This window comes from Streptomyces lothianensis (genome assembly GCF_047779955.1).
GTDB lineage: Bacteria > Actinomycetota > Actinomycetes > Streptomycetales > Streptomycetaceae > Streptomyces.
Genome location: NZ_JBLMKT010000018.1, coordinates 74,386 through 89,165 on the forward strand (window position 1 = coordinate 74,386; position 14,780 = coordinate 89,165).

Here is a 14,780-nt window from a genome sequence, read left to right on the forward strand (position 1 = left end):
TCATGGCTGCCGTGACCCTGCTGCCGTCCCCCGCGGATGTCCGCGTGGAGCGGATCGTGACGCTTCTCGTGCTGGCCGCCCCGGCGCTGCTCCTGTGTCTGCCGTACACCGGTGGCGAGGTGACCAGCCACAACATCACCCCGGCCGATGTGGCCTGTGCCGTGCTCGTGGGGTTCTGTGCCGTGCAGGTGCTGCGCGGGCGTACGCGTCCGCTGTCGCGGCGGGCGGTCGTGGTCTTCGCGGCGCCGGTGGTGGCGCTCGCGGCGGCCACGGTGACGGCGGGGGATCCGGCCACGGCGCTGCCGGGGCTCGTGCGGTACGCCGAGGTCTTCGTGCTGGTGCCGGTCGCGGTGCTCCTGCTGGTGCGTACGGCCGCCGACTTCCGTGCCGTTGCCTGCTGTCTGGTGGCGCTCGCGCTCTTCGAGGGGGCGCTCGGGGTCTGGCAGTACGCGACGGGGACCGGGGCCTCGTACATGGGGCAGAACATCCGCGCGGTCGGCACCTTCGGGGCCACCGATGTGATGGGCATGGCGACCGTGGTGGCGCTCGGCATGGTGGCGGCGGTGGCGATGGGCGTACGGCCGGTGGCGGGCCGTGGGCGCTGGTGGCGGCCGGGGCTGCTGATCGCGGCGGGGCTGCTCACGGTGCCGCTGGGACTGTCGTTCAGCCGTGGCGCCTGGATCGCCACGGCGATCACCCTGGCGGCGGTCCTGGTGTTCGCCGGGTGGCGGCCGCTCGTGCAGGTCCTGGCGACCGTGACCGCGGCGGCGGTGGTCGTGGTCGGCGGGTTCGGGGTGGGCTCGGACATGCTCGACCAGCGCCTCAACAGCATCACGCAGGTGACCGAGACGCCGGACCAGTCGGTCCTGGACCGGTACACGATGTGGGCCGCGGCGGCGGACATGTGGCGCGAGCGCCCGGCCACCGGGGTGGGGCTCAAGGGCTTCCCCGCGCACCGGGACGCCCACGCGAGCCTCGCGCTGTCCTCCGGCAGCGACACCGGCGGCGCGGGCCGCGCCTTCCACCGCCAGCCGCTGCTCTCGCCGCACAACATGTACCTCCTGGTCCTCAGCGAACAGGGCCTCATCGGCATCGTCGGCCTGGTGGGCTGCTGGCTGGCGCTGCTCGCCCTGGCGCTGGCCCGCACCGCGCGGGCGGTCCGGCGGGGGGCGGCGGGAGCGGAGTGCGGCCTTGTCGCCGTGGGCCTGCTCGTGTGGCAGCTCGTCGACTTCCTGTACGCGGACATCGGCGGGCCGTCGACGGCGCTGACCGGGCTTGTGTTCGGGCTGGGGGCGTGCTGGGCCTTGGGGCCTGCCTTCCGGGCAGGGCCCGAGGAGGCAGGCGCGCGTGACTGAGACGGTCGAGGGGCGCGAGGTGCCGCCGCCGGGCGCGGCACCCCGGCCGTACACGGCGGCTCCGCCCCCGGACCCGCACCCGGCCCCGCCCGTACGTGGGGAGGCCTCACAGCCGTCCGGTCCACAGTCATCCGGTCCGCAACCGCCTCGTGTTCAGCCGTCCCGCGCGCAGCCCGCGGCCGGCGGTGAGCGGCTCGGGCGGTTTCTCGCGCGGGCCGCCGCCTTCACCGCCGCGCTGACCGTCGCGGGTGCGGTGCTCGGGCTCGTACGGGACCAGGCGGTGGCGCGGCTGTTCGGCGCGGGCGCCGCGAGTGACGCCTTCCTCGTGGCGTGGACCGTGCCCGAGATGGCCTCCACGCTGCTGATCGAGGACGGGCTGGCGCTGCTCCTCGTACCGGCGTTCAGTCACGCGCTGGCCCGGCGGGCGGCGCTGCGGCCGCGCGAGCCGGATCCGGTGCGGGCGCTCGTCGCGTACACGCTGCCGCGGCTCGTGCTGTTGGCCGGGTGTGCGACGGTGCTGCTGATGCTGGCCGCGCCGTGGGTGGTGGCCGCTCTCGCGCCAGGGCTCGCCCGCCCCGATCTGGCGGTGGCCTGCATGCGCTGGACGGCGCTCACGCTGCTCGGCTTCGCCCTGGCCGGCTACCTGAGCGCCGGACTGCGCGCGCACCGCAGCTTCACCGCGCCGGCCACGATCTACGTGGCGTACAACATCGGCATCATCGGCATGCTCCTCGCCCTCCACGAGCTGTGGGGGGTGCGGGCCGCCGCCGCGGGGGTGGCCGCGGGGAGTCTTCTGATGGTGCTCGTGCAGTTGCCCGCGGCGCTGCGGCACCGTCCGCCGCGTACATCCCGCAAGGCGCGTGCCGGACGGGCGTCCGCCGCGCTGCTGAGCTGGGCGGTCATCGCCCCGGTGGTGCTGTTCACGACGACACGGCAGTTGCAGGTGCTCGTGGAGCGGTATCTGGCCGCGGGACTTGAGGCCGGGGCGATCTCCCATCTGAACTACGCGCAGAAGGTCGCCCAGATCCCGATGATCCTCTCGCTGATGGTCTGCACCGTCACCTTCCCGGTGGTGGCCAAGGCGATGGCCGAGGGGGATGCCGAGCGGGTGCGGCAGCGGGTGCAGCGCGATCTGGGAAGTGCCGCGCTCGTGGTGCTCGTCGGCACGGCGCTGGTGATCGGGTACGCGCCACAGATCGTCGAAGTCCTGTTCCAGCGCGGCGCGTTCGACGCCGGGGACACCGCGACCACCGCCGGTGTCATGCGGGTGTACGCGCTGGGGCTGCTCGGTCAGTGCCTGGTCGGCAACCTGTGCCGCTCGTACTTCTCGGCCCACCGGCCCACCTGGTACCCGCTGGCCGCCATGGCGGCGGGCCTGACCGCGACAACGGTGGCCGGGGCCTGGACCGTGACGGTGTGGGGCTCGTACGGCATCGCGGGGGCGAACGCGCTCGGCATCAGCATCACCGCGGGGCTGCTGCTGTGCGGGCTGGGCCGCCGGGTCGTGCCCGTGCGGATGCGCCGCCTGCTTCTCTCTCTGGCCCGCCTGACGGCCGCGTGCGCGGTGGCCGCGGGCGCGGGCTGGATGCTCGGCGGACGGCTGCCGGACGCCCTGCTCAGCCTCGCCCTCGGCTGCGTCCTCGTGCCGCTCCTGTTCGCCGCGACGGGCGTCGCGCTGCGCGCGCCGGAGCCCGCCGATGCGCTGTCTGTCCTGCTGAACGCACTACGGCGAAAGGGGCGCGATGCGCGCTGAGAAGACGACTCCGCAGGCGTCGGCCGGCCGGGCGGAAGTGCTGGCCGGCAAGCGCGAGCCATGGATCTGGATGTACCACTCGGTCGCGGACGCCTCCTGGGATCCGTACGGCATCACCGTCGAACCGCGGCGGCTGGCCGTGCAGTTGGGCTGGCTGCGGCGGCGCGGCCTCAAGGGCGTGAGCATCCGGGAGCTGCTCGCCGCGCAGCGGGCCGGTCAGGGCGGGCGGCTGATCGGCCTGAGCTTCGACGACGGCTATGCCGACTTCGCCGAGCACGCGCTGCCGGTGCTGCGCGAATTCGGCTTCTCCGCCACGGTGTTCGTGCTCGCCGGGCACTTCGACGGCGTCAACGCCTGGGATCCGCTCGGCCCGCGCAAACGACTGCTCGGACCGCCCGACATCCGTACGATCGCGGCCGCGGGCATCGAGATCGGCTCGCACGGCCTCGAACACCGCGACCTCACCGACCTCTCCCCCGGCGAACTGCGCCGCGAGGTCGCCGAGAGCCGCACGCTCCTGGAGTCGGTGACCGGCCAGGCGGTGGCCGGGTTCTGCTACCCGTACGGCTATATGAACGCCGGCACGCTGCGGGCCGTATCGGCCGCCGGCTACCGCTATGCCTGCGCGATCACCCCCGGGCCTCTCGCGGGCGCGATGGCGCTGCCGCGCGTGCACATCAGCCAGGCCGACCGGCCGTGGCGGCTGCAGGTCAAACGGTTCCTGCACCGGGTGCCGCTGCGGCTCGGGCCCGCCCGTACCCCGTCCCCCTCCTGCGAAGGGCAGGCCGGCCGATGAGAGTCCTGCACATCATCACCGGACTCGGCATCGGCGGCGCCGAGCAGCAGCTCAGGCTGCTGCTGCGGCGGCTGCCCGCCGACTGCGAGGTCATGACCCTCACCAACCCCGGCCCGGTGGCCGACCGGCTGCGCGCCGACGGCGTACGGGTGGAGCACCTGGGCATGCGCGGCAACCGCGATCTGCGCGCGCTGCCGCGCCTGACCCGGTTCATCTCGCGCGGCGGCTACGACCTGGTGCACACCCACCTCTACCGCGCCTGCGTCTACGGACGGCCGGCCGCGCGACTCGCCCGGGTGCCGTCGGTGGCTACCGAGCATTCGCTGGGCGAGCACCAGATGGAGGGCCGCCCGCTGAGCCGCGGCAACCGGGCCCTGTACCTGGCGAGCGAACGCCTCGGGCAGGCCACCGTCGCGGTCTCCGAGACGGTGGCGCGGCGGCTGGGCGACTGGGGGGTGCCCGGGCAGCGCATCCATGTGGTGCCGAACGGCATCGACTCGGCCGCCTTCCGCTTCGATCCCCTGCGGCGGGAACGCACCCGGTCCGCGCTGGGCATCGCACCCGGTGCATACGTGGTGGGGGCGGTGGGGCGGCTCGTGCCCGGCAAACGCTTCGATCTGCTGCTGCGGGCCCTGGCCGAAGCGCCCGGGGTGCACCTGATCCTCGTGGGGGACGGCCCCGAGCGTGCGGCCCTGGAACACCTTGCCGCCTCGCTCGGCATCCGCGAGCGGGTGCAGCTGACCGGCGAGTGCGGGATCGACGGACCCGGGGTGACGGTGCCCGGGGTGCTCGCGGCCGTGGACGTCTTCGTGTCCACCTCGCGCGAGGAGGCCTTCGGGCTCGCGGTCGTCGAGGCGCTCGCGGCCGGGCTGCCCGTGCTGCACACGGCCTGCCCCGCGCTCGAGGACCTGCCCGCCGAGGCCACCGGCGGCGCCCGGCTCGTCGGCGCCGAACCCGCCGAACTCGCCGCCCGGCTGCGGGAACTGCACTCCGCCGGGCCCCGGCGCCTGCCACCGCCGGGCGCGGTCACCACGTACGACATCGGCGGCAGCGCGGAGCGCCTGATGGGCATCTACGAGTCGGTGCTCGGCCAGCACGGATCCGCACGCGGCCGCCACGGGTCCGTGCCCGGCCGCGCGGCTCCAACAAACTCCGCGCACTCCACGGCCTCTGCCACCTCTGCCACCTCTGCCATCTCCGCAACCTCCGCAACCTCCACGACCTCCACGACCTCCACGACCTCCACGACCTCCAGGAGTTGACCGTTGTGGGACAACGATCTCGACGTACGCCAAGCACTTCCCGTACCCGCCGGACACCGCGTACTCCCGTGAGACTCACCGCCGCCCTGAGACGGCTGCGTCAGGTGCCCCGGTGGTGGCCGCTGCCCGCCTGCGCGGCGCTCGGGCTGCTCGCCGGGGCCGGGTACGGGGTGCTCGCACCGCCGCAGTACGCCTCGACGGCGTATCTGATCGTCGTGTCCGAGAAGGGCTTCGACCCCTCGGCCGCGGTCGGCTTCGCGCAGTCGTACGGGCGCCTCGCCACCAGTGCGAGCACGCTCGCGCAGGCGCAGAAGGACGCCGGTGTCCCCGCGCGCGAACTCGCCTCGCACGTACAGACGGAGACCTCGCCGGAGTCCCCGATGGTGGGGGTCACCGGGACCGCCACCCGGCCGGGGAAGGCCACCGAGATCGCCAACGCGGTCGCGGACTCGCTGAGCCGGAACGCGAACCGGCAGCGCACCAACACCGGCGTACGGCTGGTGAACTACTCCAAGGCCGTCAAGCCGCTCGAACCCGTCTCGCCCTCCCTGCCGCTGAGCGCCGGGGTGGGGCTGTGCGGGGGCGGTCTCGTGGGCGGACTCGCGCTGCTCGTCCGGCCGCGGCAGGTCCGGGCGGGCGGTGCGTCGGTGCCCGCGCAGGGCGAGGCCGCCGGGGTGGGCGAGGCTGTCGTGGGCGAGCCCGTGCAGGGTGCGGGCGGTCCCGCGCAGGCGAAGGAGAAGGTGACGGAGAAGGAGAAGGAGAAGCAGCTGTCATGAGCCTTCTCGAAGCGCCGGTGACCAGCGGGCTCACCGTCTCCGTATGCCGGGATCCGGAGGAGTTCCACGCACTGGCGGACGCCTGGGACCGGCTGCACGCCCGGTGCGGCGCCGCGACGCCGTTCCAGACGCACGCCTGGCTGAGTTCCTGGTGGCAGGCGTACGGGCGGCCGGGGCGGCTGCGGGTCGTCCTGGTGCGGTGCGGTGGTGAACTGGTGGGTGCGGCCCCGCTGATGCTCGCCCACCGGCCTCTGCCGGTACTGCTGCCCATCGGCACGGGGATCTCCGATTTCGCGGACGTGATCGTCGACGACACACAGGCCGCCACGGCCCTCCCGGCCCTGGTCGAGGGGCTCGAACGGGCCGCGCGCCGCCATGTCGTGGACCTGCGGGAGGTACGGCCCGGCGCTGCCGCCCAGCGGGTCTTCGAGGCATGGCGGGGCCCCCGGCACCGTACGGCCGACTCGCTCTGTCTGGAGCTGCCCGCCCTGGACATGGACGGGCTGATCGGCCGGCTCGCCACCAGCCGGGCCCAGCGCGCGCGGGCCAAGCTGCGCAAGCTCGACGCGGCGGGCATCACGGCCCGCACGGTCACCGGTGCGGACGAGGTCCGGCGGGCGATCGGCACGCTGCTCGCACTGCACGCGCTGCAGTGGCAGGGGCGGGGCGTGACGCAGGAGCATCTCAGCGCGCGCTTCGCCGAGCATCTGGGCCGGGCCGCGGCGAGCATGGTGGCCGGCGGGCATGCCGTGGTGACGCTCTACGACCTCGACGGCGAGACGGTCGCCGCGAACCTGAGCCTGCGCTCGGGGCAGTTGTCGGGCGGCTATCTGTACGGGGTGGACCCCCGGGTGCGGGCGCGGAAGCTCGACGCCGCCTGTCTGCTGCTCCGGGAGGATGCGGAGGGCGCGGTACGGGCGGGCTGCTCGGTGATCAGCCTGCTGCGGGGGGACGAGCCGTACAAGCAGCACTGGAAGCCCGATCCGGTCGCCAACCAGCGGCTGCTGCTCGCGGGTGCGGGGGCGGGTGCGGGTGCACTGCTCGGCGTGTACCGGGCGCAGGTGGAAGGGCGGCGCAGGGCGGTGCGGACCGTGCGCGCGCAGGCGCCCGCGCTCGCCGCGTGGCGGCGCAGGGCGGGGGCGATGCTCGCGCGGGCCGGCACGAAGGGCGGCCGGCCCGCGGAGGGTGAGGATCGGGAGGGCTGAGGGTCGTCGGGGACCGGGTTCGCGGCGGTCGGGGTTGGCGGCGGTCGGGGTTCGTCGGGGCCGAGGCTCAGAAAGGCCAGCCGGGAATCTTCGGAACCTCGGGCAGCTTCCAGTCCCAGGCGCCCGTCCACTCCTCCTTCCACGCCGACTTCCAGTCCTGGTCGACGCACACCTTCTCGTCATCGGCGTACCGGTTGATGAAATCGGAGAAGTCGAGGTCCAGGCACCACTCGTCCGGGTTGTCCTCGACGGGGACGGGCGGCGCGGTGGGCGTGGGCGTCGGGGCGGCGGTCTGGGCGGGCGTGGACGTGGGTTTCGGGGTGGCGGCCGGCTCCGGGGTCGGGGTGGCGGCCGGCTCCGGTGTACGGGACGGGGTCGGCGTGGGCGTCGCGGTGGGCGTCGGCGTGGGCGTCACCGCGGACGGCTTCGGCGAGGGCGGCGGCGTGGGCGTGGGCACCGCGGGAGACGGTGTCACCGCGGGCGACGCGGGAGCGCTGGGCTCCAGGCTCGGCGAGGGAATCACCAGCGTGGGCGGAGACGTGGGAACGGGGGTTGGCGTGGGAACGGGGGGTGGTGTGGGAACGGGGGTGAGCGTGGGGACCGGCGTGGGCGTGGGAACCGGCGGTGGTGTGGGGACCGGGGTCGGCGTGGGAGCCGGGGCCGCCGTCCCGTCCGGCCTCGGCACCGGCTGCGAGAACAGCTCGGAGCGGAAGACCTTCGAGGAGACCGGATTGTCCTTGCACTGCCAGACACCGTGCGGGCAGTAGTCGGTGATGGTCTGGTAGAGCGGTTTGTGCCGGGCGAACCAGTCGAGCATCCCCCGCATGTACTCGGGGTTGTCGCCGTTGCGCCACAGCCCCCATTCCGGGTACGAGACGGGCTTGCCGTGGGCGGCGGCGAAGTCCACGTGGTGCTGCAGCCCGTACGGGCCCTCGACCTGCTCCTTGAAGCTGCGGCCGGGAGGCTGGTCGTAGGAGTCCATGCCGATGATGTCCACGAAGTCGTCGCCCGGATAGCACTGCGTCCACGGGATGGCGTCCGGACCGCGGTTGGGCGCGAAGTCGAAGCGGAACTCCTGCCCGGGCACGGAGCGCATCGCCTCGACGATGCGCCGCCAGTACGTCTTCCACGCCTCGGGATCGGGGGCGCAGCGGTGGGTGTAGGTGATGCCGTTCATCTCCCAGCCGAGCACGATCACCGTGTCCGGGACGCCGAGCCGTACCAGACGGCGGGCGAGTTTGCGGTAGTGCTCGTCGAACTCGCCCTCCGCCCCGGCGCGCAGCAGGGTGCGGACCTCGGCGTCGGGGAGATGGTCCTCGTTGCGTTCGAGCATGGGGACGTTGAGCACGAACATGCGGTCCGGGTCGCTGCGCCTCCAGCGCGACCAGCTCCGCAGGAAGTCGGGCCGGCCCTCGATGTTGGACCAAACGTCACCGGGGAGGTAGGTGTGGCCGACGCGCAGCTCGGTGCCGCCGAGCCAGCGCGAGAGGTGCTCGATGCGTTCCACGCCCTCCGGTCCGTAATCCAGATAGGCGCCGATGGCCCCAACGGGTCCTTCCGGGACCGGATCCGGGCCCTTTGGTGCCGGTCGTGAGCCGTTCTCGGCTTCGGCGGCCGGTGCTCCGAGGACGACGGCCGAGGTCAGCAGACTCGCCGTCACCGTTGCCAGACACGTCCCCGTCTTGCGGCGGCGAGGGTGCACTGTTCCTCCCACTGGTCATTCAGGAATGATTACTTCCGGTAAGAGGACGGTCCTATTAGTGGAAGACGACGGCATCCTCCAGTGCGCTATTCGTGAGAGACGCGCCGGGCGGACTGCGCCGGACGGGTGAGAGGGGCGGTTCCGGGATGCCTCCGGAGGGCGCGGGAGTACGGGGCCGGGCGCTCGGCAGGTGCACGTCCCCGAGCAGCGACGACTACGTGAAGTGACAGGCGATCAGCTCTCCGGTGGGCAACCCGGGCCGGGCAGTGCAACGATGAGGCCGTTGGAGTCGGCTCGGGGAAGATGCTTCAGGAGAGAGCAATGCCGTCCCGTCTCGCCGCGCTGTTCATCGCCGCGGCCTTCGTTCTGGGCACAGCCGCCAGCCTTCAGCCGTCCGCCGCGACCGGGGTGACGAGCCTGGGCGCGGCCTGCGACGACAACCGCGGGCCGTGTGTGATCGAGGGCTGGATGTTCTGACACCGGCCCGATCGGCCGAACGGGGCCTCTCCGTACACCCGAACGGGTGCAGCTTTCCCGACGCTGACCCATACGGGTGAACGGGGCAAGTGGGCCCGCCGCGGCGGGATTAAGGTGCCCGACCATGGTCGACACCCTCACCGCCGCACGCGGCAACCTCGGCACCGTGTCCGTACTGGCCTGGATCGGCGATCCGGACGACGGGCACGACACCCCGTACCTCCTCGCGTACACCCTCGGCGACGGCGCGGCAGGGGCGGCGGGCAGCGAGCAGGCGATGGCCGTGCTCGCCGAGCAGCTCTCGCTGCCGGTGGACGGCACCATGACGAACGGCGCGCGGGCCGGGTTCCCGGTGAAGCTGTTCATGGTGGACCGGCAGGCCACACTCAACCTGCAGACCGTCACCGCGCAGTGCCAGGTGCCCGAGGAGTGGCTGGCGGCGGTCGATGCCGGTGCCTCGGTGCATCTCATGGTGAGCACGACGGCCTGGCCGCAGGCCGTGCCCGGGCAGCCCGTCTCCGCGGAGATGCTGGCGGGTTACATCGGCGACGAGAAGGTATTCGCGGCCGCGGCCCACTGCGTGGTGCCCGTCGCCCGTTTCGGCAACTGACCGGCGGGCCGCGCGGCCCGCTCCGCTCTGCACGTACAGCTCTCCCCCATGAGGTGGGTTCCATGAAGTTGACCAGCCGTATCGGTCTGGCGGGTGTGTTGGCGGGCGTGGCCTCGGTCGCCGGGGTCTCCTCCGCCGCGGCGGCCGATTCCGTACCCCTGATCGTGCCGCTCGAAGCGCTCGAGAACGGGCTGCCCATCGAGGCGCCCACGATCCAGGGTGCCATGCCGCTCCCGGCCGCGGGCCGCCCCGCGCCGCCGCAGTACACCGAGGGCAGGCTCATGCCGCAGGCGACGCTGCCGCAGATCCCGCTGAGCAGCGCACTGCCCGCGGCGGCCGTCGACGCGCCGCTGAAGAACCCGCTGAGCGGCGAGCGGATGACCGGGGCCGCGCTGGAAGCAGCGGAGGCCCCGGTGGAGATCCTGAGCCCCGGGCTCGGCCTGGAGTCGCCGCTGGTGCCGCCCGAGCCCGGCCGACTCGACCTGCCCGGCCTGAAGGCGCCCGAGCTGGCCGTCCTGCCGCTCGCGGCCCAGGCCGAACCCGCTGCGGACGCGCTGCTGTCGTAGCGCGTCCTAGCGCGTCGTGGTGAGCTGACGGATCTGGTCGATCTGGCGGAACTGCCGGATCTGCCGGATCTGCCGGATCCGATCGATCCGATCGATCCGATCGATCCGGCGTACAGGAGAGTGGGCGATTGGTGAGCGAGCGGCTTCTGGATCCGCCCGCACCCGGGAAGACCCGGCCGCAGCGACAGCCGCAGCCGCAGCCGGTGACCGTACCAGCAGCCGCCGGGGCAGGGAGGTCCCTGCCCCGGCGGCTGGTGGTACGCGGTCTGACGGCGCTGGTCTCGCTCGGCGGGACGGCGGCCGCGCTGAGTCCGCTGCTGCGGGCCAAGGAGGACGGCGTACGGTCCGGGGGCCTGCGGGCGGGCGGACCGGCGCTCTACGAGAACGGGTTCAGCGAGATCTACCGGGGGCGGCACATCCGGGGCGGGATCCTGCCGGCCGGGGACCGAGACGGTGACCAGGCCAGCGGCCAGGACGGGAACCTCGGCGGGGGCGGGGGCCGGGGCGGAACGGAGCCCGGTCAGGCCACGGTCCTGATCGACGGCCGTTCGCTGCACGTCATGCGGCGCGCGGACGGCACGTACATGACGGCGCTGCATCACTTCGAGTCCTTCGGCACGCTCCAGGAAGCCGCCCGCTCGGCGGTGGACTCGCTGGGCGCGTCGGCGCAACCGGTCTGATCCGGGCGCGGGTTTACCAACACGGTCTGAGCCCGGGCCGGGTGAGGGGAGGTCAGGTCGGATGTACACACGCAAGAACCAGCGGAATCTGACGAGTGCGGAGAAGAAGCGGTTCGTCCACGCCCTGCTCGGGCTGAAGGCAAGCGGCCGCTATGACGAGTTCGTACGGCTGCACATCGACCACTATGTGGCGGACGGCGAACCGGGGCTGCGGACCGGGCACATGACGCCCACGTTCTTCCCGTGGCACCGCCAGTTCCTGCTCGAGTTCGAGCGGGAGCTGCGGCGGATCGCGCCCGGGGTCACCGTCCCCTACTGGGACTGGACCGTGGACACCAGCCCGGCCGGCTCCCTGTGGGCGGAGGACTTCCTCGGCGGGGACGGACGGCTCGGCGACCAGCAGGTCACGACCGGGCCCTTCGCGTACGAAACGGGGAACTGGACCATCACCGAGTCGGTCTCCACCCGCCGCGACCTCACCCGCGCGCTGGGCAGGCGCGGGAACCTGCCGAGCGCGCGGGAGCTCGACTGGGCGATGGGCGATCCCGTGTACGACACCGCCCCGTGGGACTCGACGGCGACCTCGGGCTTCCGCAACAAGGTCGAGGGGTGGACCGACGGCACCACCCGGGACTGGCGCAACCACAACCAGGTGCACCGGTGGGTCGGCGGTCTGATGAACAGCGGGGGCTCGCCGAACGATCCGGTGTTCTGGCTGCATCACTCGTTCATGGACCTGCTGTGGGAGCGGTGGATGAAGCGGCATCCGAAGTCCGAGCCGTATCTGCCGCTGCGTCCGCCGGGGCGGGGGGACGCGCAGTACAAGCGGGTGCTCGGCCTGGACGAGCCGATGCCGCCGTTCGGCGTCCGGCCGTCCGAGGTGATCACGCAGGATGTCTACCGGTACGCGTGAACGGGCGGGCGGGCCAGGTCCGTTCACGCGGACGGGGCGCCCGGACGCTTCCGCGTCGGACGCCCCGTCTGTGAGGGCCTTGAAGGCTGTGGGGCTTCAGCCGCCGTAGCCGCCGCCCATGCCGCCGTCACCGTCGGCGTTGATGCAGGTGTTGCCGAAGGCCGGGTTCAGCAGGCCGACCAGGTTGACCGTGTTGCCGCAGGCGTTGACCGGGATGTGGATCGGGACCTGGACCACGTTGCCGGAGAGCACGCCGGGCGAGTGGGAGGCGTGGCCCTGGGCACCGGCGTCGGCGGCGGCGACACCGGACACACCGGCGACGACGGCACCGGCACCGGCGACGACGGCACCGGCCTTGAGGATTCGCGACATGCGATTTCCTTCCTTGGATGGATCATTCGGTCACACGCCGTGCGACCTCGGTTGTTTCAACGCCCAAAGCGGCGCCAGGTCACGGACAACATCCCAATTTATGGCAATTTGCCCGCATATCCGCAGAGTCAGAGACCTTCGCCCTCGGGATAGATGTCGATCCGGTCGACGCCCGCCCCGGAACGCTCTCCCATCGGTGAGTCCTCGACCATGACCGTGAGGGTGTGCAGCCCCTCGGTGAACTCGTACGTGCCGAGATGGACCGCCTGTGTGGTGGACCGGGGGCTGTGGCCGTTGAAGGGCTGTTCCACGGGCTTGCCGTCCACGGCGAAGCGGACGGTGCCGAAGCCCGGCTGACGGCTCATCGTCGCGTTCAGGGAGTACGCGCCGTCCAGGTCGGCCGCGAAGGTGAACTCGACGGTGTCGCCCGGTCCGCCACGGCCCAGGAGGCGCTGGTGGCCCCCGGAGTAGGCCGCGCTGCAGCAGTTGTGCTGCACGCTCGTACGGCCCTTCGCACGGCTCGTGGTCAGCTCGGCCTCGTAACTGCCGCTCAGCGGAACGACCTTCAGGAGGTCCACGCCGATGCGCAGCGCCTCCTTCGAGCCCGCGCCGGGTGCCGCCGTGAAGGTGAGGATGTGGCGGCCCTTGCGCAGATGGTGGATGCCGAGGCCGACGGCCTCGGTCGCCGCCTTCGGGCGTCCCGCGTCGTAGCGCTGGTCGAGGGCGATGCCGTCGAGGGCGAACGTGACCGCGCCGTAGTCCGGTCCGACCGTCTGCTGGGTGCCGAGGGCGTACCAGGCCGGGCGCGCGACCTCGAAGGCGAGCGTGAACCGCTCGCCGGGCCGGGTGGCGGCCAGCGCCGCCTGCGCGCCGCCCGACCAGCGGACACCGCCGGAATCCGCCTCGCGGCGGGCGGCCGGGCCCTTCGAGCGGTCGGCGGCGATGAGGTCCTCGGCCTCGTGCATCAGGAGCGGGGTGAGTTCGAGGTAGTCGAGCCCGGCGGCCTTGCCTTCGGCAGCCGGGTTCTTACCCTCGGTCTTCGCCACGAGCCGGTGGCGGCCCGCCTTCAGGACCTGCGTCCCGAGAGTCACGGCACGGGCGCCCGGCTTCGGCGCGTAACCGTCGACGACCGGGCCGATGCGGCGGCCGTCGAGGGTGTAGCTCACCCGGCCGTGCCCGGCGTCGGTCAGTTGCTTCACGACGAGCCGGTACGTGGCCGCCGTGGGCACCGTGAACTCGAAGGTGCCGGGCGCGGCGTCCTTGCCCGCGGCCATGTCCTCGGCCGCGAGCCGCATGACCCGGTAGTCGCCGCCCGCGGGATTGCGGTGCAGGAAGGTGAACTTGCGCGTGACCGGGGCCGACCAGCGGCCGTCCTCGCTCTGCGCCTCGACGGTGACCGGGTGCTCGACCGTGTCGTCGAGGCCCGCGGGCACGGCGACATGGAGCTGCATCGCCGGGTCGCTGCCGACCTGGTGGGTCCGGCCCTGCTCGCCGATGCGGTAGCGGTAGGCGGCCACGGCTCCCGTACCGCCCGGGCGGAGCACCAGCTGGTGGCGGCGCTTGTCCAGGGTGATGCGCGGGCTCGGCGGCCTGCGGCCGTCACGGGTGTCGGCGGGCTTCGGCCCCTCCCCCGGCTTCGCGTCGTCGGGGTGAGCGACCGCGGACGGCGGCAGCAGGGGCACCGCCCCCGCCGGGCGGGCGTCCGTGACATGGACGCCCGCCGGCAGGGCGTAGAGCCCCGCGATCGCCGCGACCAGGACGGTGGCCCGCCGTGACGGGCGACCGAGGCGGCTCAGGACCGATCTCATGCGCGCCTGCTCCGTCGTACGACGAACACCGTGCCCGCACCGGCCGCTACGGCGGCGGCACCGAGCCCCAGGGCCAGGAGAGGCGTCGAGCCGGGGCCCGTCTCAGGGAGCTGGGGCGGGGTGCTCGACGGGGGCGTGTGGGGCGGGTGGGTGCTCGAGGGCGGGGTGGTGTGCGGGGGTGTGGTGTGCGGCGGAGTGGTGTGGGGCGGGGTGGTGGCCGGAGGCGTCGTGGCCGGCGGGGTGGTGTGGGGCGGGGTGGTTGCCGGCGGAGTGGTGTGGGGCGGCGTCGTGTGCGGAGGGGTGGTGTGCGGCGGAGTCGTGTGCGGAGGGGTGGTGTGGGGCGGCGTCGTCGCCGGCGGGGTCGTGTGCGGCGGAGTGGTGTGCGGCGGAGTCGTGTGCGGAGGCGTCGTCGCCGGCGGGGTCGTGTGCGGAGGCGTCGTGTGCGGCGGAGTCGTCGCCGGCGGGGTCGTGTGCGGAGGCGTCGTGTGCGGCGGAGTCGTCGCCG

Annotated in this window: 15 protein-coding genes and 1 pseudogene; 11 read left to right on the top strand and 5 right to left on the bottom strand. The window is 73.2% G+C overall.

The genetic code is table 11. The features are described 5' to 3' along the window. The first annotated feature begins 2 nt into the window (after nt 1-2). The 6 genes from ACLF6P_RS03675 (at nt 3) to ACLF6P_RS03700 (ending at nt 7,147) form a co-directional block, all read left to right on the top strand. The gene (locus tag ACLF6P_RS03675) at nt 3-1,355 is read left to right on the top strand and encodes an O-antigen ligase family protein (protein WP_415948025.1); all 1,353 of its coding nucleotides are present in this window, start codon (nt 3-5) and stop codon (nt 1,353-1,355) included. Then, nucleotides 1,348-3,108 (top strand): murein biosynthesis integral membrane protein MurJ, encoded by a 1,761-nt coding sequence (murJ, locus tag ACLF6P_RS03680; RefSeq protein ID WP_415948026.1) that lies wholly within the window; start codon nt 1,348-1,350, stop codon nt 3,106-3,108. Before ACLF6P_RS03675 ends, murJ begins: the two co-directional genes overlap by 8 nt. Further along, a complete protein-coding gene (locus ACLF6P_RS03685; protein ID WP_415948028.1) occupies nt 3,098-3,904 on the top strand; it encodes a polysaccharide deacetylase family protein in 807 nt (268 codons plus the stop codon). The genes murJ and ACLF6P_RS03685 overlap by 11 nt, the downstream gene beginning before the upstream one ends. Then, the gene (locus ACLF6P_RS03690; RefSeq protein ID WP_415948030.1) at nt 3,901-5,166 is read left to right on the top strand and encodes a glycosyltransferase; all 1,266 of its coding nucleotides are present in this window, start codon (nt 3,901-3,903) and stop codon (nt 5,164-5,166) included. Before ACLF6P_RS03685 ends, ACLF6P_RS03690 begins: the two co-directional genes overlap by 4 nt. Before the next feature lie 68 nt (nt 5,167-5,234). Continuing rightward, complete coding sequence (locus tag ACLF6P_RS03695; RefSeq protein WP_415948031.1) at nt 5,235-5,942, top strand: YveK family protein; 708 nt, start codon at nt 5,235-5,237, stop codon at nt 5,940-5,942. After that, a complete protein-coding gene (locus ACLF6P_RS03700) occupies nt 5,939-7,147 on the top strand; it encodes a GNAT family N-acetyltransferase (RefSeq protein WP_415948032.1) in 1,209 nt (402 codons plus the stop codon). Before ACLF6P_RS03695 ends, ACLF6P_RS03700 begins: the two co-directional genes overlap by 4 nt. Before the next feature lie 67 nt (nt 7,148-7,214). Here ACLF6P_RS03700 and ACLF6P_RS03705 read toward each other — a convergent pair whose 3' ends face one another. After that, a complete protein-coding gene (locus tag ACLF6P_RS03705) occupies nt 7,215-8,807 on the bottom strand; it encodes a glycoside hydrolase family 26 protein (protein WP_415948033.1) in 1,593 nt (530 codons plus the stop codon). Nucleotides 8,808-9,170: 363 nt separating this feature from the next. Here ACLF6P_RS03705 and ACLF6P_RS03710 point away from each other — a divergent pair, with 363 nt between their 5' ends. From ACLF6P_RS03710 to ACLF6P_RS03730, 5 genes are all read left to right on the top strand, one after another. Beyond that, nucleotides 9,171-9,326 carry a hypothetical protein gene (locus tag ACLF6P_RS03710; protein ID WP_415948034.1) on the top strand — a complete coding sequence of 52 codons (156 nt, stop codon included), beginning with the start codon at nt 9,171-9,173 and terminating at the stop codon, nt 9,324-9,326. A 124-nt stretch (nt 9,327-9,450) separates the two neighbouring features. Further along, nucleotides 9,451-9,936 carry a DUF5949 family protein gene (locus ACLF6P_RS03715; protein ID WP_415948036.1) on the top strand — a complete coding sequence of 162 codons (486 nt, stop codon included), beginning with the start codon at nt 9,451-9,453 and terminating at the stop codon, nt 9,934-9,936. Between the two features lie 62 nt (nt 9,937-9,998). Then, nucleotides 9,999-10,502: a hypothetical protein gene (locus ACLF6P_RS03720; RefSeq protein WP_415948038.1), complete on the top strand. Its 504-nt coding sequence runs from the start codon at nt 9,999-10,001 to the stop codon at nt 10,500-10,502. Between the two features lie 131 nt (nt 10,503-10,633). Continuing rightward, entirely contained in the window at nt 10,634-11,182 is a 549-nt protein-coding gene (locus ACLF6P_RS03725; protein ID WP_415948040.1) for a tyrosinase family oxidase copper chaperone, read from the top strand. 61 nt (nt 11,183-11,243) lie between these two features. Next, complete coding sequence (locus tag ACLF6P_RS03730) at nt 11,244-12,095, top strand: tyrosinase family protein (protein WP_415948041.1); 852 nt, start codon at nt 11,244-11,246, stop codon at nt 12,093-12,095. A 96-nt stretch (nt 12,096-12,191) separates the two neighbouring features. Here ACLF6P_RS03730 and ACLF6P_RS03735 read toward each other — a convergent pair whose 3' ends face one another. The 4 genes and pseudogenes from ACLF6P_RS03735 to ACLF6P_RS03750 all read right to left on the bottom strand — a co-directional run. Then, a complete protein-coding gene (locus tag ACLF6P_RS03735; protein ID WP_415948042.1) occupies nt 12,192-12,467 on the bottom strand; it encodes a chaplin in 276 nt (91 codons plus the stop codon). A gap of 128 nt (nt 12,468-12,595) precedes the next feature. Continuing rightward, nucleotides 12,596-14,275, bottom strand: coding sequence for a carbohydrate-binding protein (locus tag ACLF6P_RS03740; RefSeq protein ID WP_415948043.1), 1,680 nt, complete (start codon nt 14,273-14,275; stop codon nt 12,596-12,598). Beyond that, complete coding sequence (locus tag ACLF6P_RS03745; protein ID WP_415948051.1) at nt 14,272-14,352, bottom strand: hypothetical protein; 81 nt, start codon at nt 14,350-14,352, stop codon at nt 14,272-14,274. The genes ACLF6P_RS03740 and ACLF6P_RS03745 overlap by 4 nt, the downstream gene beginning before the upstream one ends. A gap of 25 nt (nt 14,353-14,377) precedes the next feature. Continuing rightward, nucleotides 14,378-14,780 (bottom strand): annotated as a pseudogene (locus tag ACLF6P_RS03750) (hypothetical protein); the annotation flags it as partial.